This window comes from Pantoea sp. paga (assembly GCF_007558755.1).
Taxonomy (GTDB): Bacteria; Pseudomonadota; Gammaproteobacteria; order Enterobacterales; family Enterobacteriaceae; genus Pantoea; species Pantoea agglomerans.
This window is the reverse complement of the sequence record NZ_VLTF01000001.1, coordinates 1007649-1028516: the sequence shown is the minus strand read 5'-3', so window position 1 is coordinate 1028516 and position 20868 is coordinate 1007649. Positions and strand designations below refer to the sequence as shown.

The following is a 20868-nucleotide window of genomic DNA, read 5'->3' as shown; positions in this document are numbered from 1 at the left end:
GATCTGGCTGCTACAATCGCGCCTCATTTTTACCCAGCGTAGCGTTAACACATGCATAATGACTCAAATACAACACAACAACCTGCATTACGACGTGCGTTAAAAGCCCGTCACCTGACGATGATCGCCATCGGCGGCTCCATTGGTACCGGCCTGTTTGTCGCCTCTGGTGCCACCATCGCTCAGGCTGGCCCCGGCGGAGCACTGCTCTCCTATATCCTCATCGGCCTGATGGTCTACTTCCTGATGACCAGCCTCGGCGAACTGGCTGCGTTCATGCCGGTATCGGGTTCTTTCGCCACCTACGGCGCAAAATATGTCGAAGAGGGCTTTGGTTTCGCACTCGGCTGGAACTACTGGTACAACTGGGCGGTGACCATCGCGGTTGACCTGGTAGCGTCCCAGCTGGTGATGAACTACTGGTTCCCCGACACGCCTGGCTGGATCTGGAGCGCGCTGTTCCTGGGGCTGATGTTCCTGCTCAACTACATTTCGGTCAAAGGCTTTGGCGAGGCGGAATACTGGTTCTCGCTGATTAAAGTGGCCACCGTGATTATCTTTATCATCATTGGCGTGCTGATGATCACCGGCATTATGCGCGGTGCTGAGCATGCGGGCTGGCAGAACTGGCAGGTGGGCGACGCGCCGTTTGCGGGCGGCTTTGCGGCCATGATTGGGGTGGCGATGATTGTGGGATTCTCCTTCCAGGGCACCGAGCTAATCGGTATCGCGGCGGGCGAATCTGAAGATCCGGCGAAAAATATTCCGCGCGCTGTGCGGCAGATTTTCTGGCGTATCCTGCTGTTCTATGTGTTCGCTATCCTGATTATCAGCCTGATCCTGCCATATACCGATCCGCAGTTGCTGCACAATGATATCGACGATATCAGCGTCAGTCCGTTCACCCTGGTGTTCCAGAACGCCGGTCTGCTCTCTGCCGCTGCCGTCATGAATGCGGTGATCCTGACGGCTGTGCTGTCAGCGGGTAACTCCGGGATGTATGCGTCAACGCGTATGCTTTATAACCTGGCCAGCGAAGGTAAAGCGCCACGGATTTTCGCGAAGCTCTCTAAAGGCGGCGTTCCACGTAATGCCCTTTGGGCCACCACCGTGGTGGCTGGGCTGTGCTTCCTGACCTCAAAATTTGGTAATCAGGAAGTCTATCTGTGGCTGCTGAATACCTCAGGCATGACCGGGTTTATCGCCTGGCTGGGTATTGCCATCAGTCACTATCGCTTCCGTCGGGGCTATGTGGCCCAGGGACGTGACCTGAACGATCTGCCTTACCGTTCCGGCTTCTTCCCGCTGGGTCCGATTTTCGCCTTTGTGCTCTGCCTGATCATCACGCTGGGTCAGAACTACCAGGCATTCCTCAACGACAGCATCGACTGGTATGGCGTGGCGGCAACCTACATCGGCATTCCGCTGTTCCTGATTATCTGGTTCGGCTACAAGCTGACGCGCGGCAGCCGTTTTGTGAAGTACAGCGAGATGGAGTTTCCGGTTCACAAAGATTAGCCCTGCGTAATCGCCCGCTCTGAGCCCGCCAGTGATGGCGGGTTTTGCGTCTTTGCGAAAGGCGCAGGCTCCTGAGCCATTCTCCCGCCTGCAACACCGTTTCTTACTGTTTTTTCACGTCTCGCTTATGTTCACGAATTGATAATTATTATCACCTGCACTATTGTGGCTGCGTTTTCTGACGTGATAGCCACACAGGGTTCAAACATGACTACCGAAACTTCGCTGCTGGCGGGGGAAGAGACGCTTCACCAAACCATGCAGAACTATCATCAGGTGCTGCGCCGCCGCTTAATCTGGATTGGCGTGCTGCTGCTGGCGATACTCGCCTCGCTGATCCTCGACTTCACGCTGGGTCCGGCGGGACTCTCACTTGAAACGCTTTGGAATACGCTGCTCAGCCCCGAGAGCGTGGATGCCGGTACGCGCGTCATTGTCTGGGACATTCGTCTGCCCTATGCGCTGATGGCGCTGGTAGTGGGTCTGTCGCTGGGTCTGGCGGGCGCGGAAATGCAGACCATCCTGAATAATCCGCTGGCCAGTCCGTTTACCCTCGGTGTCTCATCGGCGGCGGCGTTTGGTGCCGCGCTGGCCATCATCCTCGGCGTAGGTATTCCCGGCATTCCCGATCAGTGGTTAATTTCTGCCAACGCCTTTGTCTTTGCTCTGTTTGCCGCGCTGATGCTGGATGCCGTGACCCGCTGGACTCAGGTCTCTTCGGCGGGCGTGGTGCTGTTCGGTATCGCGCTGGTCTTCACCTTTAACGCCCTGGTATCCATGATGCAGTTCATCGCCAGCGAAGATACCCTGCAGGGCCTGGTGTTCTGGACCATGGGCAGCCTGGCGCGTGCCTCATGGGAGAAGCTGGGCGTGCTGAGCGTGGCGCTGGCCATTCTGGTGCCGTTTTCCATGATGAGCAGCTGGAAGCTGACGGCGCTGCGTCTGGGCGAAGACCGCGCGGTAAGCTTTGGCATTGATGTGCGTCGTCTGCGCCTGACGACCTTACTGCGCATCAGTATCCTCTCTGCCCTGGCGGTCGCGTTTGTCGGCCCGATCGGTTTCATTGGCCTGGTCGCACCCCATATCGCCCGCATGATGTTTGGTGAAGATCACCGTTTCTATCTGCCCGCCAGCGCGCTGGTCGGCGCGCTGGTGCTGTCGCTGGCGTCGGTCGCCTCGAAAAACCTGCTCCCCGGTGTGATCATCCCGGTTGGCATTGTCACCTCACTGATTGGCGTGCCGTTCTTCCTGAGTATTATTCTGCGTCATCGGGGGACGGTATGATGGAACAGGGTCTGACGTTACGCGGCTTCAGTGCCGGGTACCCAAAAAATAAAGTCATTGATAATCTTAATATCGCGCCGCTGCCGCGCGGCGAGATCACCGTGCTGCTGGGGCCGAATGGCTGTGGTAAATCGACGCTGCTGCGGGCACTGGCTGGTCTGAATAAAGGCCAGGGCGAGATGTGGCTCAACGGTGAGGATCTCATGACCCAGCCGTTTGCCCGGCGGGCGAAGAACGTGGTTTATCTGCCGCAGTCGCTGCCTGCGGGCGTACATCTGCATGTGCTGGAGTCAATCATCGTGGCGCAGCGTGCCTCCGGGGGTCTGCACAGCGCCAGCAGCGAAGCGGAAATCATGCATCTGCTGGAGCAGCTGGGCATTGCCCATCTGGCGATGCGATATCTCGATCAGCTCTCCGGCGGTCAGAAACAGCTGGTCGGGCTGGCGCAGTCACTGATCCGTCGCCCGGCGCTGCTGCTGCTGGATGAACCGCTGAGCGCGCTGGATCTCAACTATCAGTTTCACGTGATGGATCTGGTGCGGCGCGAAACCGCCCAGCGTAACATCGTGACGGTGGTAGTGGTGCATGACATCAATATTGCACTGCGTCATGCGCAACATGCGCTGATGCTGAAGCAGGGCGCGCTGGTGGCGGAAGGGCAGCCGGATAAGGTGATCACGCCTGCCACTCTGGCAAAGGTGTATGGCGTCGATGGTCGTATCGAACACTGCTCGCGTGGTATTCCGCAGGTGATGATCGACGGGCTGACAGGCCCGGCACTGGTCTGATATTAAGGAGGCGTCCGGTAGGGCGCTGAGCATCACTGTTCTGAGAAAGGAATTTTACAGGGCAGGCTGGCAGGACGCTGGCTCTGTGACAGAGCGTTAGCCAGCAGAGCAGGCATAAAAGTTCAGGGCCGCGAATGCGGCCCTGATTGTTTACGCCAGCAGATGCTGCGCATGGAAGCGCAGATGATCTTCCACAAAGCTGGCTATAAAGAAGTAGCTATGGTCATAACCCGGCTGAATGCGCAGCGTCAGCGGGAAACCCACCTCATTCGCGACGTCTTCTAACCGCTCCGGTTGCAGCTGATCGGCCAGGAACTGATCGCTGTCGCCCTGATCAATCAGCATCGGCAGCCGATGCGACACCTCCGCCATCAGCTGGCAGCTGTCATATTCCCGCCACGCCGCACGATCGTCACCCAGATAGGCCTGAAACGCTTTCTGGCCCCAGGGTACCTGCATCGGATTCACAATCGGTGCAAAAGCGGAAGCCGAGGCAAAGCGGTTACCCAGACGCAGCGCCAGCATCAGCGCGCCGTGTCCGCCCATGGAGTGACCCATAATCGACTGACGTTCACTGACCTTGAAGTTATCCGCAATCAGGGCGGGTAACTCGCTGCTCAGATAATCGAACATGCGGAAATGGCTGGCCCAGGGCTGTTGGGTGGCATTGAGATAAAATCCCGCGCCCTGACCCAGATCGTATCCTTCATCATTCGCAACCCCTTCGCCGCGCGGGCTGGTATCCGGCATAATCAGCACCAGACCCAGTTCCGCTGCAACCCGTTGTGCACCGGCTTTGCTGGTGAAGTTCTCATCGTTGCAGGTCAGTCCGGCCAGAAACCAGACCACCGGCGGCGGCGCATCACCGTGCGGGGTGGGCAGATAGATGCTGAAGGTCATCGGGCAGTTCAGCAGCAAAGACTGATGACGCCAGCGCTGTTGCCAGCCGCCAAAAATACGGTGTTCTTCCAGTAGCTCCAGAGTGGATGCCATAACGCCTCCTGATTACTTGTTAAAGTGCACGACTGAGCGAATCGATTTTCCTTCGTGCATCAAATCAAAGGCGTCGTTGATCTCTTCCAGCGGCATGGTGTGGGTGATGAAGTCGTTCAGCGCAAATTTACCGTCGAGGTAATCCTGCACAATGCCAGGCAGCTGCGAACGGCCTTTGACGCCGCCAAACGCGGAACCGCGCCATACGCGACCGGTGACCAGCTGGAACGGACGAGTGGAGATCTCTTCACCGGCACCGGCGACGCCGATAATCACGGACTCGCCCCAGCCTTTGTGACAGCACTCCAGCGCGGAACGCATCACGTTGACGTTACCAATACATTCAAATGAGAAATCCACGCCGCCGTCGGTCAGCTCGACAATCACATCCTGAATCGGCTTGTCGTAATCTTTCGGGTTGATCAGATCGGTGGCACCCAGTTTGCGTGCCAGCTCGAATTTGCTGGTGTTAAGGTCGATGGCAATGATGCGGCCCGCTTTCGCCATCTTCGCGCCGATGACCGCAGAGAGGCCAATGCCGCCGAGACCGAAAATCGCCACGGTGTCGCCTTCTTTCACTTTGGCGGTGTTCATCACCGCGCCCATGCCAGTGGTCACGCCACAGCCCAGCAGACAAACCTCTTCCAGCGGTGCTTCTTTACTGATTTTCGCCAGCGAGATCTCCGGGATTACCGTGTACTCAGAGAAGGTTGAGGTGCCCATATAGTGGAAAATGGGTTTGCCATCTTTAAAGAAGCGGGTGGTGCCATCCGGCATCAGGCCTTTGCCCTGAGTGGTACGGATCGCCTGGCAGAGGTTGGTTTTGCCTGAAAGACAATATTTACATTTGCCACACTCCGGCGTGTAGAGCGGAATGACGTGGTCACCCACTTCAACGCTGGTCACGCCTTCGCCCACGGCTTCGACGATGCCGCCGCCTTCATGGCCAAGAATCGCCGGGAAAACGCCTTCCGGGTCGGTGCCGGACAGGGTGTAGGCGTCGGTATGACAGACGCCGGTCGCGACGATACGCACCAGCACTTCACCTTTCTGCGGTGGCATTAAATCAACTTCTTCGATTTTCAGCGGTTCGCCAGCAGCCCAGGCAACAGCGGCACGGGTTTTGATCATATTCATGCAATCCCTCTTCCAGTCAGATTGTGACGCGCAGTGGCGCCGGGTGGTCGTGATGATTCAGAACCTGGTGGGTCAGGCTCTTAAACATAGCGTGGAACGCTTATTCCGCCGCCTGTAATGGGTAAATCAGCTCATCGTTGAGCGGACGATCGTCAAATTGTTCAATAATCAGGTATTTCAGTGCTTCAACATTCGGCGTAAAGGCGTCGCGTCGCCACATCAGCCAGGTGGCGGTGTCGCGATAAGCGGGAGGTAACGTATGCGCCTGCACCCGTGACCGATCCGCCATCTGCTTCAGCACCGAGGCCGGGATCATCGCTACGCCCGCACCGCCTGCCACGCAGGCCAGCATGGCGTGATAGGACTGAATCTCCATCACACTGTTGGGCGCGGTCTGGCTGTCGCGATACCAGCTTTCCAGCTTCACCCGGTAAGAGCAGCTGTTGCGAAAGGCAAACAGGGTATCGTCCTGCACGTCGCGCGCGGTGGCGATTGGCGCATGATCGAGGCCGGTGATCAGTATCATCTCTTCGCGAAAGGCGATGCAGCCATTGAGATCGTCATGGGAGACCGGGCCATCGACCAGCGCGGCCGCCAGGGTGCCTTCACGCACCCGATCGATGATTTCGCCCGAGGTGCCGGTAATCAGCGACAGCGCCACTTTGGGAAAGCGCTGGTGATAGGCGGCGAGCAGGCCGGGCAGACGCGTCGCCGCGGTGCTCTCCATTGAGCCCAGCGCAAAGTTGCCCGCCGGTTCACCAGTGCGGGTCATGCTCATCGCTTCTTCACTTAATGCCAGGATACGCTGCGCATAATTCAGAAAATTATGGCCCATTGGTGACAGGCGAATGCGCTGTTTCTCACGAATAAAGAGATCCACACCTAATTCTTCTTCCAGCTGGCGCAACCGCGTGGTGAGATTAGAGGGGACGCGATGCAGCTGTTCTGCTGCGCGCGCCAGCGAACCCGTTTCGGCGACGGAACAGAACATACGCAGCTGAACTAAATCCATATCTTCTCTTCCTGTAAGCAAGTTGGTTAAAATTATTCACTTTCCGTGAGTTTAATCATCCTGCATGCTGTTAGCAAGTCAGAAGAGATCTCAGGGCAGAACAACAGGAGTTCAGCAATGGCGTTACGCGTCGCGCTCAGCGCGTTTTTAACCTTATTTGTCGCGATGGGCATTGGCCGGTTTGCCTTTACGCCCCAGGTGCCGCTGATGATTCAGGCACACCAGCTGACACTCACCAGTGCCAGCCTGGTCGCGGCACTTAACTATCTTGGCTATCTGTGTGGCTCATTTGATGCCATGCGCGCACACCGGCGGGTTGAGCTGCGATTGCAGGCGGGCGTATGGGGCGCGGTGATCCTGACCCTGCTCTCAGCATTGGCCAGCGGACCGTGGCTGCACGGCGCAATCCGCTTTCTGATTGGCTGGGCCAGCGGCTGGGCGATGGTGCTGGTGGCGGCCTGGAGCAATGAACAGCTGCATCGTCATGGTCGGGCAGGCCTGTCGGCAGCCGTTTTTGCCGGGCCGGGCTGCGGCATTTTTGTCAGCGGTCTGCTGGGGGTAGCGTTGCACACATTGCAGGTATCAGCCGGTCTGGCCTGGGCCGCTTACGGTGCGCTGGCGCTGCTGCTGATTGCGCTGATTACCCGTAATCTGCCGCGTCGGGGTGAACTGCACCGCCCGGATCAGGCACCCGAGCCGCTGGTGCTGGACCGCAACCTTAAACGGCTGGTACTGAGTTACAGTCTGGCGGGCTTTGGCTACATTCTGCCCGCCACCTTTTTGTCGCAGATGGCCGCCACGCGGTTTCCTGACGGCATCTTCGCGCAGTTTGTCTGGCCGATTTTTGGCGGCGCGGCGATGATCGGCATTCTGCTGGGGATCCTGACGCGGCGCTGGGGGCACAGCCACGTCCGCCTGGCTCTGGTGCTGTGGGCGCAGGCGCTGGGCGTATTTGCCGCGGCGCTGCTGCCAGGCTTTAGCGGCCTGCTGGCCGGTGCGCTGCTGGTAGGGGGCGGTTTCCTCAGCGTGGTGCAGCTGTCGCTGCTCTGCGCCCGTGAGCTGGCACCCAATCATCTGCGCTACATGGCTGGCCTGCTGACCACCGGCTATGCGGTCGGACAACTGGTCGGCCCGCTGCTCTCTTTTCTCTCTACCGCTCTGTTACATCGGCTGGAGCCTGCCCTGTGGGTTGCCGGGGTTAGCCTGGTCTGGGCCGGCCTGCTGGTGTGGCGGCGAACCGGGTGAAAAGCTTTCATCACCAATCTGATTGATTGCTGGATTCCCCGCAAAGAAAGTTTCACAATACGCGCCTGATTACAGGGCCCGCTGGCAAAAGCTCGCGGGCGCAACACCAGCCGGAGAAGAGTAAGATGAGCACCCTAAGTCAGGAAGCTGCCCTGGTTCACGAAGCGCTGCTGGCGCGTGGACTGGAAACGCCGTTACGTGCACCGACGCGCGATATAGATGACAACACACGTAAAAGTCTGATTGCCGGGCACATGACCGAGATTATGCAGCTGCTGAATCTGGATCTTGAAGATGACAGCCTGATGGAAACGCCGCATCGCATCGCCAAAATGTATGTGGATGAAGTCTTTTCCGGTCTCGACTACGCCAACTTCCCGAAAATCACCGTCATTGAGAATAAAATGAAGGTTGATGAGATGGTGACCGTGCGTGATATCACGCTGACCAGCACCTGTGAACATCACTTTGTGATCATCGATGGCAAAGCGACCGTCGCCTACATTCCCAAAGAAAAGGTGATTGGCCTGTCAAAAATCAACCGTATCGTGCAGTTCTTCGCCCAGCGCCCGCAGGTGCAGGAGCGTCTGACACAGCAGGTTCTGGTCGCACTGCAGACGCTGCTGGGCACCAACAATGTGGCTGTTTCTATTGATGCGGTGCATTACTGCGTAAAAGCGCGTGGCGTAAAAGATGCCACCAGCGCCACCACGACGACCTCTCTGGGTGGCCTGTTCAAGTCCAGCCAGAATACCCGCCAGGAATTTTTGCGCGCGGTGCGCCATAGTTGAGTCTACGGCGGGCGCATAACGTTGCCCGCCTCAATGGTGCAGGTGCCGCATGCAACGCTATCACGCGCTGGATTTCATTCGTGGATGTGCCATTCTCGGCATTCTGCTGCTCAATATTGTCGGCTTTGGCCTGCCTTCTGCCGCCTACCTTAATCCGGCCTGGCAGGGCAGTGTCAGCCTGTCCGACGTCTGGACATGGGCGATCTCTGACGCCTTTGCCCAGCTCAAATTCCTCACCCTGTTTGCGCTGCTGTTTGGCGCAGGCCTGCAAATGCAGCTGCCACGCGGCAGTCGCTGGCTGACTGCCCGGCTCTCGCTGCTGGTGCTGATCGGTTTTCTGCACGGCGTCTTTCTCTGGGAGGGCGATATCCTGCTGGACTACGGCATTATCGGGCTGGTGGTCTGGCGGGTAGTGCGCGATGTCCCTTCCACCCGCAGCCTGATGAATACCGGCATTCTGCTCTACCTGGTGGGCTGTGGCGTTCTGCTGGTGTTTGGGTCGATCTCCGATCCTGAACCGACCCGATCCTGGCTGCCAGGTGCTGCCGATCTGCAATATGAACAATACTGGAAACTGACTGGCGGCTGGGAAGCGATACAGAACCGGCTGGATCATCTCTCGTCAGGACTGATGGCGCTGGCGGCGCAGTATGGCTGGCAGCTGGCGGGCCTGATGATGATCGGTGGCGCACTGCTGCGTAGTGGCTGGCTGATCGGCGAGTTTTCAGCGCAACATTACCGTCAGGCTGCGGCGCTGCTGTTAACGATGGGGTTGTTGATTGCGGTGGCCGGTGTGGCAGCGCAATGGCTGTTACATTGGGAATTCCGCTGGACCGCTTTTTATCTGCAAGCCCCGCGTGATCTCGCCAGCCCGCTGATTAGCCTGGGCTACGCCGCGCTCTGTCTGGCTTACTGGCCGCAGATAGCGCGCTGGCGCATCAGCTATGCCATTCAGTGCGTGGGCCGCATGGCGCTGACCAACTATCTGCTGCAGTCGCTGATCTGCACCACGCTGTTCTATCGCTTCGGCTTCTATATGCACTTTACCCGGCTGGAGCTGGTGCTGATGGTGCCTGCGGTCTGGCTTATCAATATTCTGTTTTCACTCATCTGGTTACATTTCTTCGCACAGGGTCCGCTGGAGTGGCTGTGGCGGCGGCTCACGCTGATCTCAGCCGGTAAATCGCGCATCACTGACAACGCCAGATAATGACCGCCATCACAAAGGTTACAGAATTGTATGTAACCGTTTTCATTGATGTGACGCAATTCACGCTGTACGCCTCCTGCCCCTGACAAAATAGCGCCGGTGTTCAACCCGGCGTGATGCCTTATTTTTCCTCTGTGGAACTGCTGCATGATAACAATTCGTGATGTTGCCCGTCAGGCTGGCGTGTCGGTGGCGACCGTGTCGCGCGTCCTCAATCAGAGCAGCGCCGTCACCTCTGACACCCGCGACGCTGTGTTACAGGCGGTGGAAGCGCTGGGCTATCGGCCCAACGCCAATGCGCAGGCGCTGGCGACGCAGGTCAGTGACACCATTGGCGTGGTGGTGATGGATGTTTCGGATCCCTTCTTCGGTGCACTGGTTAAAGCAGTGGATACCGTGGCGCAGCGCGTGCACAAACATGTGTTAATCAGCAACTCCTGGCATCAGGAAGAGAAAGAGCGTCATGCCATTGAAGTGCTGATTCGTCAGCGTTGCAGCGCCCTGGTGGTACACGCGAAAACACTGCCTGACGCTGAACTGGCGGATTTTATGCGCCACGTTCCGGGTATGGTGGTCATTAACCGCATCGTGCCCGGATTTGAACACCGCAGTGTCAGTCTGGATAACGTCACGGGTGCGTTGATGGCCTCACGAACCCTGCTACAGCAGGGGCATAGCCGCATTGGCTACCTTTGTTCCAGTCATCCTATCGAAGATGTGGCGCAGCGCCGTGAAGGGTGGATTCAGGCGATGGCAGAGCAGGGCATCCGGCCGCAGGAGAGCTGGATAGCCAGCGCAGAGCCCGATATGCAGGGCGGCGAAGCGGCGATGGTGGAGCTGCTGGGACGCAATCTCAACCTCAGTGCGGTGTTTGCGTATAACGACGGCATGGCGGCTGGCGCACTCACTGCGCTGAAAGACAACGGCATCCAGGTGCCACAGCATTTTTCTGTCATTGGCTTTGATGATATCCCGATTTCCCGTTACACCGATCCGCAGTTAACCACTGTGCGCTATCCCATTGTATCTATGGCAAAAATTGCCACTGAACTGGCGCTGCAGGGTGCAGCCGGACTGCTGGATGACACGGCAACGCACATCTTTATGCCAACGCTGGTGCGGCGTCATTCGGTGGCGCAGCGGCAAAATGTGGAGTCCGTCACTAATTCAGGCGATTCAGCCATGTAACCGTTTTCAATCTGTGATTACATTCACAGTTAATTAACATTGCTCTCACTATGATGGCAGCGTCTTACCGGACTGAAACATTATGTAACGCCAGTGTAACGGCATCAGTTGTGGTCTCAGTAGCCGGTTAAAGGGTTCATACCCTCTTCATGGAAGCATTCAGTCACAGGGAAGTCAGGTTTTAGACGGTGTTCAATGGCTTAACATCCTCATTACGTTAACCGACGCGCCGATCTGTTTTACCGATTGCTCTCCCGCCTGTATGGCGCGGTAGCGCTAAAAAGACCCTGCATAATAAAACCGGAGATACCATGAATAAGAAGGTTTTCACGCTTACAGCACTGGTTGCCAGCATGATGTTTGGTGCAACCGCTCACGCAGCTGACACCCGTATCGGCGTGACTATTTACAAATATGATGACAACTTCATGTCAATGGTACGCAAAGACATCGAGAAAGAAGCGAAAGCGATCGGTGGCGTGCAGTTGCTGATGAATGATTCACAGAATGACCAGTCCAAACAGAACGATCAGATTGACGTGCTGATGGCAAAAGGCGTGAAAGCGCTGGCGATTAACCTGGTTGACCCGGCTGCGGCTGCGGTGGTGGTAGACAAAGCGCGTGCCAACGACGTGCCGGTGGTCTTCTTCAACAAAGAACCTAACGCCAAAGTGCTGGCCGGTTATGACAAAGCTTACTATGTCGGTACCGACTCTAAAGAGTCAGGCATCATTCAGGGTCAGCTGATTGAGAAGCACTGGAAAGCCACACCAGCGTGGGATCTGAACAAAGATGGTCAGATTCAGTTCGTGCTGCTGAAAGGCGAGCCGGGTCATCCTGATGCAGAAGCCCGTACCAAATATGTGATCGATACCCTGAACAAAGATGGTCTGAAAACCCAGCAGTTAGCGATGGATACTGCAATGTGGGATACCGCGCAGGCCAAAGATAAGATGGATGCGTGGCTGTCAGGCCCGAATGCCAAAAAAATCGAAGTGGTGATTGCCAACAACGATGCGATGGCGATGGGTGCGGTTGAAGCGCTGAAAGCGCACAACATGACCTCAATCCCGGTCTTTGGCGTCGATGCACTGCCAGAAGCGCTGGCGCTGGTGAAATCCGGTGCGCTGGCCGGTACCGTGCTGAACGATGCGGAAAACCAGGCGAAAGCAACGCTGGATATTGCCAACAATCTGGCTAACGGCAAAGCCGCCACCGACGGAACAAACTTCAAGATGGTTGATAAGATCGTCCGCGTACCTTACGTGCCGGTTGATAAAGAAAATCTGTCTCAGTTCGTGAAATAAGATCGATTACGGGCGCGACCGCTGTCGCGCCTTTTTTATGTCACCACCGTTTTTTAGCCAGGTAAAATATGGCCAGTGATAATACGACCGCGCAGCGAGAATATCTGCTGGAAATGACGGATGTCTCAAAATCATTTCCCGGCGTTAAAGCGTTAGATAATGTGAATTTAAAAGTGCGGCCTCACTCTGTTCATGCATTAATGGGCGAGAACGGTGCCGGGAAATCCACCTTATTAAAATGCCTGTTTGGTATTTATAAAAAAGATACCGGCAGTATCCTGTTTCAGGGTAAAGAGATCGACTATAAAAGCTCCAAAGAGGCGCTGGAAAATGGCGTGTCGATGGTGCATCAGGAATTAAACCTGGTTCTGCAGCGTACCGTGATGGACAACATGTGGCTTGGGCGTTATCCACGCAAAGGCTTCTTTGTCGATCAGGATAAAATGTACCGGGATACCAAAGCGATTTTTGACGAGCTGGATATTGATATCGATCCGCGCGACAAAGTTGCCAATCTTTCTGTATCGCAGATGCAGATGATTGAAATTGCCAAAGCGTTTTCCTATGACGCGAAAATTGTGATTATGGATGAGCCGACCTCCTCGTTAACCGAGAAAGAGGTTAATCACCTGTTCACGATTATTCGTAAGCTGAAAGATCGCGGCTGTGGCATTGTTTATATTTCGCACAAAATGGAAGAGATTTTCCAGCTGTGTGATGAGATCACTATCCTGCGTGATGGTCAGTGGATCACCTCTCAGCCGCTGGAAGGGCTGGATATGGATAAGATCATCTCCATGATGGTCGGCCGTTCACTGAACCAGCGTTTCCCTGACCGTACCAACGTGCCAGGCGAGACGATTCTTGAGGTGCGTCATCTGACGTCACTGCGTCAGCCATCGATTCGCGACATCTCATTTGATTTGCGTAAAGGGGAGATACTCGGCATTGCCGGGCTGGTGGGCGCCAAACGTACCGATATCGTCGAAACGCTGTTTGGCATTCGCGAAAAATCGGGCGGCACCATTAAACTGCATGGCAAACCGATTAATAATCACAGCGCCAATGAAGCCATTAACCACGGTTTTGCGTTGGTGACTGAAGAGCGTCGCTCAACCGGTATTTATGCTTTCCTTGACATTGGTTTTAACTCGCTTATTTCCAATATCAAAAAATATAAAAACAGTATGGGACTGCTGGATAATAAACGCATGAAGAGTGATACCCAGTGGGTTATCGATTCTATGCGTGTAAAAACGCCAGGCCACCATACCCAGATTGGTTCGCTTTCGGGCGGTAACCAGCAAAAAGTGATTATTGGCCGCTGGTTATTGACCCAGCCTGAAATCCTGATGCTTGATGAACCCACTCGCGGTATTGATGTTGGTGCAAAATTCGAAATTTACCAGTTAATTGCTGAGCTGGCGAAAAGAGAGAAGGGCATCATTATTATCTCCTCCGAAATGCCGGAGCTGTTAGGCATTACCGATCGTATTCTGGTAATGAGTAATGGTCTGGTAGCAGGCATAGTTGATACCAAAACGACCACGCAGAACGAAATATTGCGTTTAGCGTCATTACACCTTTAATGAAGCAAGGGCTGTTAACATGAAAGCGACTACAAAAAAGAATGCGCTAACCTGGTTAAAAGAGGGCGGCATTTATGTCGTGCTGCTGGTATTGCTGGCTATTATTATTTTCCAGGACCCCTCATTTTTAAGTTTAATGAACCTGAGTAATATTCTGACCCAATCTTCGGTGCGCATTATTATTGCACTGGGTGTGGCGGGTTTGATTGTGACCCAGGGTACTGACCTGTCAGCCGGACGTCAGGTCGGTCTGGCGGCGGTGGTCGCCGCGACGCTGCTGCAGGCGATGGATAACGCGAACAAGGTCTTCCCGACGCTGGATACGGTGCCGATTCCACTGGTTATTCTGACCGTGTGCATCATCGGCGGCGTGATTGGTCTGGTCAACGGTGTGATTATTGCTTACCTCAAGGTAACGCCATTTATCACCACGCTGGGCACCATGATCATCGTTTACGGTATCAACTCACTCTATTACGACTTTGTTGGCGCATCACCGATTGCCGGTTTTGATACTGGATTCTCGAAATTTACCCAGGGCTTCTTACGCTTTGGTGATTTCAAGCTTTCGTTCATCACCTTCTACGCCGTGATTGCCATTATTTTCGTCTGGGTGTTGTGGAACAAAACCCGCTTTGGCAAAAACATTTTTGCTATCGGCGGTAACCCGGAAGCGGCGAAAGTCTCAGGCGTTAACGTCAACCTGAACCTGATCATGATTTATGCCCTGTCAGGTGTGTTCTACGCCTTCGGCGGGATGCTGGAAGCGGGGCGTATCGGTTCGGCCACCAACAACCTTGGCTTTATGTATGAGCTGGATGCGATTGCGGCCTGTGTGGTCGGCGGTGTCTCCTTCGCCGGTGGTGTGGGTAGCGTGGCGGGCGTAGTGACCGGTGTGTTGATCTTTACCGTCATTAACTACGGTCTGACCTATATCGGCGTCAACCCTTACTGGCAGTACATTATTAAAGGCGGCATCATTATCTTCGCCGTGGCGCTGGATTCCCTGAAATATTCCCGTAAGAAGTAAGTCTTCTTCAGTGCTCACAAAGCGACCTTCGGGTCGCTTTTTTATTATGTAAAAGAAGGGATTGTCGCTGGAGTGCAGGCATTGTTGCTGTGAGATCGAGTCTGCGAAGGGAACACGGTCAGATCGGAAAGACGCTAAGGCCAGTCCAGTAAATGCTCGGCACGTGTTATTCCTCCGCAGAACGCTTTTTATAGGGGAGAGTGCTGGGGTCGTTGCTGTGAGATCGAGTCTGCGAAGGGAACACGGTCAGATCGGAAAGACGCAAAAGCCGTCATCCATGACATGCTCGGCCCACGCCATCCCTGGCGCGGGACGCTTTCCTCTTCTGACCGTGTTCCCTGCGCGTTGAGCTGATTTATTGCTGTCATATGTAGCCTGCTTCAACTTCTCAGCAGACCGGTCTTCATCATCAGACGGCGACAAAAGCTAAAACGATGGGAGCATATGCCTGTAGCAAAGCGCTGGCTCGTTTACGGGCGCACCTCAGGGATGGTGTGCATACTAAAAACGCCGGGAGCGTTTTTGAACAACGCAGCGCGTTGGCCCGTTTACGGACGCACCTCAGGGATGAGGTGCGTAATCGCCCACGCTGAGCCCGCCAGGTATAGAGGTCTTGCGTCTTTACGGAAGGCGTATGCTCCATGAGCCCTGCACGTCACTGCCAGACTTCGGCACAGCAGTAACCAGCATAAATAAGCCGCAGCGCGTGAGTTATTTCCGCAGCTTCTGTTCCAGCTCCAGCAGCTGCTCCGGCGTCACTGCCGGGTAACTCTGTGCATCTTCAGGGACATCGCGTACGGCGGGGATCGGCACCAGTGGGCCCAGGAAGCGCGGTTCGCGCTTAAGCAGGAAGAGATCCACCAGCGCGCCCAGCCGGGCACCTACCTCACGGAAGCGCACGCTAAGCATGTTTTTTGGTGAGGGCACCGCATAACACTGCGCCTGAATACCCAGCTGTAAGGCGATAAACAGCGCACGCTCACAATGGAAACGCTGTGTGATAATAATGAAGTCGTTGGTATCAAACACTTTGCGGGTGCGTACAATCGAATCCAGCGTGCGGAAACCGGCATAGTCCAGCACGATATCAGCCGGATCGACACCGGCTTTGATGAGATCGCGGCGCATCGTCATCGGCTCGTTATAGCTTTGCAGCGCGTTATCACCGCTTAACAGCAGATAATTGACCTTGCCGCTGTTGTAGGCATTCAGCGCGCCCTGCATACGATAGAGGTAATACTGATTGATGACGCCGGTGCGATAATATTTCGCCGTACCCAGTACCACACCGACCTGACGATGTGGCAAAGAGGCGACATTTTCGTAGATAAAGGGCGCAGTTTTCCAGCTGATCCAGCGATCAAGGCCGAGCGCCGTTGCCATCATCAGTAAGATGATGAAAAGCAGACCAATGAAAACGCGTTTCAGCATGCGCCTGGAGACTCGATGTCAGAATAGTGAGATGGGACAAGGCTACTTGAGCTGTCACTGTGAAGCAAGTTACTGCCGGCTGGCTGTGCTCTTTTTGAACACTGCCGGATCGGATGCAATCCGGCAGTCTGAAGATTAAATCGAGGTACGACGATAATGACGGTACTGCGGCAGCCAGAAGTTGTTGGCGATAGCCTGTGACAACACATCTTCAGAGGTCACCACGGCGACACCCGCCAGCTGAGCAGCTTTACCCACTTCCATCGCAATGATTTTCGATACACCCTGGATATCTTTAATCTCTGGCAGCACCGGGCCTTCACCTTCATTCACCAGCGGAGAGCAGTCAGCAAGCGCGCGGCTGGCGGTCATCAGCATGGTATCGGTAACGCGGCTGGCACCCGAAGCAATCACACCCAGACCAATGCCCGGGAAGATGTAGGAGTTGTTACACTGCGCAATCGGATAGGTTTTACCGTTCCAGCTCACCGGCGAGAACGGACTGCCGGTTGCGACCAGCGCGGCACCGTCAGTCCAGGCGATGATATCGGCTGGCGTCGCTTCCACGCGTGATGTCGGGTTCGACAGTGGCATCACGATAGGGCGCTTACAGTGCTTGTGCATCTCGCGGATGATCTCTTCGGTGAACAGGCCCGGCTGGCCAGAGACTCCAATCAGAATATCGGGCCTGGCATTGCGCACCACGTCCAGCAGCGAGATGGAATCATTGGTGACATCCCACTGCTGCAGGTTTTCGCTCTTCTGCACCAGCTTGCTCTGGAAATCGAGCAGGTTAGGCAGCTTGTCAGTGAGCAGACCAAAGCGATCCACCATCATTACCCGGCCACGCGCTTCCTCGTCACTCAGACCTTCGGATTTCATCTGTGCGATGATCTGTTCAGCGATACCACAACCTGCGGAACCGGCGCCCAGGAACACCACTTTCTGCTCGCACAGGCGGCTGCCGGCGGCGCGGCTGGCGGCAATCAGGGTGCCCACGGTCACGGCGGCTGTGCCCTGAATATCATCGTTAAAGCAGCAGACTTCATCGCGATAGCGGTTCAGCAACGGCATGGCATTCTTCTGGGCGAAATCTTCAAACTGCAACAGCACTTTCGGCCAGCGGCGTTTAACGGCCTGAATAAAATCGTTCACGAACGCATCATACTCTTCACCGGTGATGCGCGGATGACGCCAGCCCATATAGAGCGGATCGTTCAGCAACTGCTGGTTGTTGGTACCAACATCCAGCACCACCGGCAGGGTGTAAGCCGGACTGATGCCGCCACAGGCGGTGTAGAGTGAAAGCTTTCCAATCGGGATACCCATACCGCCGATGCCCTGATCGCCGAGGCCCAGAATACGCTCGCCATCGGTCACCACGATCACCTTCACATTCTGCTTGGTGGCGTTTTGCAGCATATCTTCGATGTGGTCGCGATTAGGGTAGGAGATGAAGACGCCACGCGCACGACGGTAGATTTCAGAGAAGTGTTCGCAGGCTGCGCCGACGGTCGGGGTGTAGATGATGGGCATCATCTCTTCGAGATGGTTATCCAGCAGGCGGTAGAACAGCGTTTCGTTGGTGTCCTGGATGTTACGCAGGTAGACATGCTTATCGTTATTGTTTTTGAAGTCCTGGAACTGACGCCAGGCTCGCTGCGCCTGCTCTTCAATCGATTCCACTGCTTCTGGCAGCAGACCGTTGAGGTTGAATTCGTTACGTTCTTCGATACTAAAGGCGCTGCCTTTGTTCAGCAGGGGAAATTCCAGCAAAATCGGGCCAGCATAAGGGATATACAGCGGGCGTTTACTTTCGTAGTCGAGTTCCATGCGGTAATGCTCCGGTTGCAGTGTTGTCTGGCGTCACGCCGGAAAGGTAGCGCCAGTTTTCTTACCCGTTATAGCTCAGACTGCAGGCCTGGCAGCGGCAGGGTAACCGCTGCAGAAACATTCACGACCGTGCTGCTATCCTGCAACCTGAATTATTCAGAGTAATTTGTAATCACGTGAATTCTGGCGCCAGATCCTATGAAATTTCCCGCAGAAGTACAGTGTTTGTTAATAAAAGCTCACAAAACTGTGGCCTCTCTGACAGCGGGTTATGCTTTGTACAGCGTCACCTGTAGCAGCTCACCGCAACCAAATGTCTCAAGCGTCGCCTGTGTGGCGGCGAACTGGCTTAGCGTGGCATTTTCCACTTCGGCTAATACCGCTTTTTTTATCTGACGAACATCGCCACCCTGCATGTTGAGCAGGACCAGCGCTGCCTGAAGGGGCGGGAAACTCGGGTTAAAGGCGGCATTTTCCGCATAGCGCCCGGTGACAATCGCGCCGGTTGCGGTCAGCAGCGCAACACCGGCGTGTGACTGGCTGTAAGGCGCGTGGCTGGCATTGGCAGCGGCAACCGCGGCCTGCACCAGTTCATCGCCTTCGGCTACATAGCCGTGATCCACGCGGTCCATCAGGAAGGTCGTGATGTCCAGATCGCGCGGTCCAAAGGCATCCGGCAGATAATCGGCCAGGGTGCTGATCGCGCGTTGTGGCAGGCTGATGCGAATGTTCGTGCCGCTGTTCAGCTCGTTCATAAACTGACGGCAGTGACCGCACGGTGTGTAGTTAACGGTGATCGTCTCAAGCTGACTTTCGCCACGCAGCCACGCATGAGTAATGGCGCTCTGCTCGGCGTGAACCGTCTGCTGCAACGGCGTACCGGTAAATTCCATGTTGGCCCCGAAGTACCAGTTGCCGCTGATGCCACGGGCGATAGCCCCGACGTTAAAATGCGACACGGTAGCAACGGCACAGGCCGCCGCCAGGGGCAACAGCGCCAGCGCCAGAGCATCGGCATCCATCTGTGTCTGTTGCTGCAGTGAGGCGACCTGGTCGGCGCTCAGCACCGCCTGAAAGCCAGGATCGTCCAGCAGGGGAGCGAGTGCGGTTTGCAGCGTTGACGGCAATGCCTCAAAGGCAGAGAGGAAACGGGATTGCATGTGAGCCTCATTAGATTCAGCAGGGCGATGTGCCAGTCACCGGTTTATATGTGATCCACATCGCTCTGACAATGTAACCTGTGTTGCATGTTTCAACTTTGCGAGATCTCTCGCAAACTTTCAGCCAAACCAGTGCAGCAGCAGCGGAAAAATAAACGGCGCCAGCAGTGAGGTGATGATGCCGCAGATCACCAGCGCCAGTGAGCTGAATGCCCCTTCCTGATAGTCGAGTTCAGCGGCGCGCGCTGTGCCGAGTGCGTGCGACGCGTTACCTATCGCCAGTCCGCGCGCCGCCTTAGATTTCACGCCAAGCAGATTCAGCACAGTATGTCCGAACACCGCACCCAGTACCCCGGCAATCAGCACGCAGATGGCGCTGATGGCGGGAATACCGTGCAGCGAACCGGAGACGGCCATCGCAATGGGCGTGGTAACGGATTTAGGAACGATGGTAGCGGCGATTTCAGGCGTGGCACCCATCCACAGAGCAATAGCGGTGCCAGAGGTCATGGCGGTCACACTGCCGATAAAGCAGACGCCAATAATCGATTTCCAGCGGGCACGGATCTGATGCATCTGCTCATACAGCGGCAGTGCCAGCGCGACAACAGCCGGTTGCAGCAGCTGATTAAGAATCTGACTGCCCGCGAAATAGCGCGAATAGGGCAGCTGCAACAGCAGCAGAATCGGGATAATAATAGCCATCGCCACCAGCAGCGGATTAAGCAGCGAGATTTTCAGCCGTATCGCCAGTTTGCGCGCCAGAAAAAATGCCGCCAGCGTCAGTGGCAGTGACCACCATATTTCACTCATCGCCTGACTCCCCGGCCGGGCGGCGACTATGAAGCTGGTGAGCGCTTACGCCAACAATAGAGAGAACCAGGAAGGTGCTGACGACGCAGGAGATCACGATAGGGCCAAACTGAGCCGTCAGAATATCGGTGTAGCTCATCACCCCGACGCTGATCGGCACAAACAGCAGCGCCATATAGCGAATCAGCAGATGGCAGCCCGGTTTAACCCAACTGACAGGCAGGATCTGCGAGGCGAGCAGGGCAAACAGAATTAACATCCCAAGGATGCTGCCAGGCAGTTTGATGGGCAGCAGCGAGGCGATGCCGATTCCGGCGTATAAGCAGAGATAAATGATGATAAAGGCGCGCAGATAGCGCCCGCAGACAGACAGCACGGTGAGCATGGCAGGCTCCTGTTTTCACTGAGCTTCATCATACGCATTAACCCCTTAGCGTGCTAGCGATCACATTTATGCAGCGGTGTGGCCGTAGCAGATACAGATTTTCAGAGGCGGGAGTGGAATGGAAGCGGTGGACATTCAGAGCGAGGAGTGATAA

The 20868-nt window shown here is 55.6% G+C and carries 18 protein-coding genes; 10 read left to right on the top strand and 8 right to left on the bottom strand.

Annotation, left to right across the window (positions count from 1 at the left end; all coding sequences use genetic code 11):
• The first annotated feature begins 51 nt into the window (after positions 1–51).
• The 3 genes from FOV68_RS04760 (at position 52) to FOV68_RS04750 (ending at position 3590) form a co-directional block, all read left to right on the top strand.
• Entirely contained in the window at positions 52–1518 is a 1467-nt protein-coding gene (locus FOV68_RS04760) for an amino acid permease (RefSeq protein ID WP_010671005.1), read from the top strand.
• A gap of 207 nt (positions 1519–1725) precedes the next feature.
• Entirely contained in the window at positions 1726–2802 is a 1077-nt protein-coding gene (locus FOV68_RS04755) for an iron ABC transporter permease (protein ID WP_143990410.1), read from the top strand.
• Entirely contained in the window at positions 2802–3590 is a 789-nt protein-coding gene (locus tag FOV68_RS04750) for an ABC transporter ATP-binding protein (protein WP_039389364.1), read from the top strand. Before FOV68_RS04755 ends, FOV68_RS04750 begins: the two co-directional genes overlap by 1 nt.
• Before the next feature lie 150 nt (positions 3591–3740).
• Here FOV68_RS04750 and fghA read toward each other — a convergent pair whose 3' ends face one another.
• The 3 genes from fghA to FOV68_RS04735 form a co-directional block, all read right to left on the bottom strand.
• On the bottom strand, positions 3741–4583 hold the full coding sequence (gene fghA, locus FOV68_RS04745) for an S-formylglutathione hydrolase (RefSeq protein WP_039389270.1): 843 nt from the start codon (positions 4581–4583) through the stop codon (positions 3741–3743).
• A gap of 12 nt (positions 4584–4595) precedes the next feature.
• Entirely contained in the window at positions 4596–5720 is a 1125-nt protein-coding gene (locus tag FOV68_RS04740) for an S-(hydroxymethyl)glutathione dehydrogenase/class III alcohol dehydrogenase (RefSeq protein WP_143990409.1), read from the bottom strand.
• A 100-nt stretch (positions 5721–5820) separates the two neighbouring features.
• On the bottom strand, positions 5821–6732 hold the full coding sequence (locus FOV68_RS04735) for a LysR family transcriptional regulator (RefSeq protein ID WP_010248266.1): 912 nt from the start codon (positions 6730–6732) through the stop codon (positions 5821–5823).
• A 117-nt stretch (positions 6733–6849) separates the two neighbouring features.
• Between FOV68_RS04735 and FOV68_RS04730 the strand changes: the two genes are divergently transcribed.
• From FOV68_RS04730 to mglC, 7 genes are all read left to right on the top strand, one after another.
• On the top strand, positions 6850–7977 hold the full coding sequence (locus FOV68_RS04730; protein ID WP_039389265.1) for a YbfB/YjiJ family MFS transporter: 1128 nt from the start codon (positions 6850–6852) through the stop codon (positions 7975–7977).
• A gap of 125 nt (positions 7978–8102) precedes the next feature.
• Complete coding sequence (gene folE, locus FOV68_RS04725) at positions 8103–8768, top strand: GTP cyclohydrolase I FolE (protein WP_010248259.1); 666 nt, start codon at positions 8103–8105, stop codon at positions 8766–8768.
• 49 nt (positions 8769–8817) lie between these two features.
• Entirely contained in the window at positions 8818–9978 is a 1161-nt protein-coding gene (gene yeiB, locus FOV68_RS04720) for a DUF418 domain-containing protein YeiB (RefSeq protein ID WP_010248256.1), read from the top strand.
• Between the two features lie 147 nt (positions 9979–10125).
• Positions 10126–11166, top strand: a complete 1041-nt coding sequence (gene galS / locus FOV68_RS04715; RefSeq protein WP_022625039.1) for an HTH-type transcriptional regulator GalS — start codon at positions 10126–10128, stop codon at positions 11164–11166.
• A gap of 311 nt (positions 11167–11477) precedes the next feature.
• A complete protein-coding gene (gene mglB, locus FOV68_RS04710; protein WP_010248252.1) occupies positions 11478–12473 on the top strand; it encodes a galactose/glucose ABC transporter substrate-binding protein MglB in 996 nt (331 codons plus the stop codon).
• A gap of 68 nt (positions 12474–12541) precedes the next feature.
• A complete protein-coding gene (gene mglA / locus FOV68_RS04705) occupies positions 12542–14062 on the top strand; it encodes a galactose/methyl galactoside ABC transporter ATP-binding protein MglA (RefSeq protein WP_010248250.1) in 1521 nt (506 codons plus the stop codon).
• A 19-nt stretch (positions 14063–14081) separates the two neighbouring features.
• On the top strand, positions 14082–15092 hold the full coding sequence (mglC, locus tag FOV68_RS04700; protein ID WP_010248248.1) for a galactose/methyl galactoside ABC transporter permease MglC: 1011 nt from the start codon (positions 14082–14084) through the stop codon (positions 15090–15092).
• A gap of 711 nt (positions 15093–15803) precedes the next feature.
• Here mglC and sanA read toward each other — a convergent pair.
• The 5 genes from sanA to FOV68_RS04675 all read right to left on the bottom strand — a co-directional run bounded on the left by sanA (position 15804) and on the right by FOV68_RS04675 (position 20714).
• Positions 15804–16523, bottom strand: coding sequence for an outer membrane permeability protein SanA (gene sanA / locus FOV68_RS04695; RefSeq protein WP_010248246.1), 720 nt, complete (start codon positions 16521–16523; stop codon positions 15804–15806).
• 135 nt (positions 16524–16658) lie between these two features.
• Positions 16659–18356, bottom strand: coding sequence for an NAD-dependent malic enzyme (locus FOV68_RS04690; protein WP_031592077.1), 1698 nt, complete (start codon positions 18354–18356; stop codon positions 16659–16661).
• A gap of 269 nt (positions 18357–18625) precedes the next feature.
• Positions 18626–19516: a cytidine deaminase gene (gene cdd / locus FOV68_RS04685; protein ID WP_143990408.1), complete on the bottom strand. Its 891-nt coding sequence runs from the start codon at positions 19514–19516 to the stop codon at positions 18626–18628.
• Positions 19517–19636: 120 nt separating this feature from the next.
• A complete protein-coding gene (locus FOV68_RS04680; protein ID WP_010248240.1) occupies positions 19637–20329 on the bottom strand; it encodes a CidB/LrgB family autolysis modulator in 693 nt (230 codons plus the stop codon).
• Positions 20322–20714, bottom strand: a complete 393-nt coding sequence (locus tag FOV68_RS04675) for a CidA/LrgA family protein (RefSeq protein WP_010248237.1) — start codon at positions 20712–20714, stop codon at positions 20322–20324. The genes FOV68_RS04680 and FOV68_RS04675 overlap by 8 nt, the downstream gene beginning before the upstream one ends.
• Positions 20715–20868: the final 154 nt, after the last annotated feature.

What these genes read in the sequence shown, in the direction of transcription:
- mglA (WP_010248250.1), top strand. Translation starts at nt 12,542, where the DNA reads ATGGCCAGTGATAATACGACCGCGCAGCGAGAATATCTGCTGGAAATG.
- FOV68_RS04690 (WP_031592077.1), bottom strand. Translation starts at nt 18,356, where the DNA reads ATGGAACTCGACTACGAAAGTAAACGCCCGCTGTATATCCCTTATGCT.
- FOV68_RS04675 (WP_010248237.1), bottom strand. Translation starts at nt 20,714, where the DNA reads ATGCTCACCGTGCTGTCTGTCTGCGGGCGCTATCTGCGCGCCTTTATC.
- folE (WP_010248259.1), top strand. Translation starts at nt 8,103, where the DNA reads ATGAGCACCCTAAGTCAGGAAGCTGCCCTGGTTCACGAAGCGCTGCTG.
- mglB (WP_010248252.1), top strand. Translation starts at nt 11,478, where the DNA reads ATGAATAAGAAGGTTTTCACGCTTACAGCACTGGTTGCCAGCATGATG.
- FOV68_RS04735 (WP_010248266.1), bottom strand. Translation starts at nt 6,732, where the DNA reads ATGGATTTAGTTCAGCTGCGTATGTTCTGTTCCGTCGCCGAAACGGGT.
- FOV68_RS04680 (WP_010248240.1), bottom strand. Translation starts at nt 20,329, where the DNA reads ATGAGTGAAATATGGTGGTCACTGCCACTGACGCTGGCGGCATTTTTT.
- cdd (WP_143990408.1), bottom strand. Translation starts at nt 19,516, where the DNA reads ATGCAATCCCGTTTCCTCTCTGCCTTTGAGGCATTGCCGTCAACGCTG.
- sanA (WP_010248246.1), bottom strand. Translation starts at nt 16,523, where the DNA reads ATGCTGAAACGCGTTTTCATTGGTCTGCTTTTCATCATCTTACTGATG.
- FOV68_RS04755 (WP_143990410.1), top strand. Translation starts at nt 1,726, where the DNA reads ATGACTACCGAAACTTCGCTGCTGGCGGGGGAAGAGACGCTTCACCAA.
- yeiB (WP_010248256.1), top strand. Translation starts at nt 8,818, where the DNA reads ATGCAACGCTATCACGCGCTGGATTTCATTCGTGGATGTGCCATTCTC.
- mglC (WP_010248248.1), top strand. Translation starts at nt 14,082, where the DNA reads ATGAAAGCGACTACAAAAAAGAATGCGCTAACCTGGTTAAAAGAGGGC.
- FOV68_RS04740 (WP_143990409.1), bottom strand. Translation starts at nt 5,720, where the DNA reads ATGAATATGATCAAAACCCGTGCCGCTGTTGCCTGGGCTGCTGGCGAA.
- FOV68_RS04730 (WP_039389265.1), top strand. Translation starts at nt 6,850, where the DNA reads ATGGCGTTACGCGTCGCGCTCAGCGCGTTTTTAACCTTATTTGTCGCG.
- galS (WP_022625039.1), top strand. Translation starts at nt 10,126, where the DNA reads ATGATAACAATTCGTGATGTTGCCCGTCAGGCTGGCGTGTCGGTGGCG.
- FOV68_RS04760 (WP_010671005.1), top strand. Translation starts at nt 52, where the DNA reads ATGCATAATGACTCAAATACAACACAACAACCTGCATTACGACGTGCG.
- fghA (WP_039389270.1), bottom strand. Translation starts at nt 4,583, where the DNA reads ATGGCATCCACTCTGGAGCTACTGGAAGAACACCGTATTTTTGGCGGC.
- FOV68_RS04750 (WP_039389364.1), top strand. Translation starts at nt 2,802, where the DNA reads ATGGAACAGGGTCTGACGTTACGCGGCTTCAGTGCCGGGTACCCAAAA.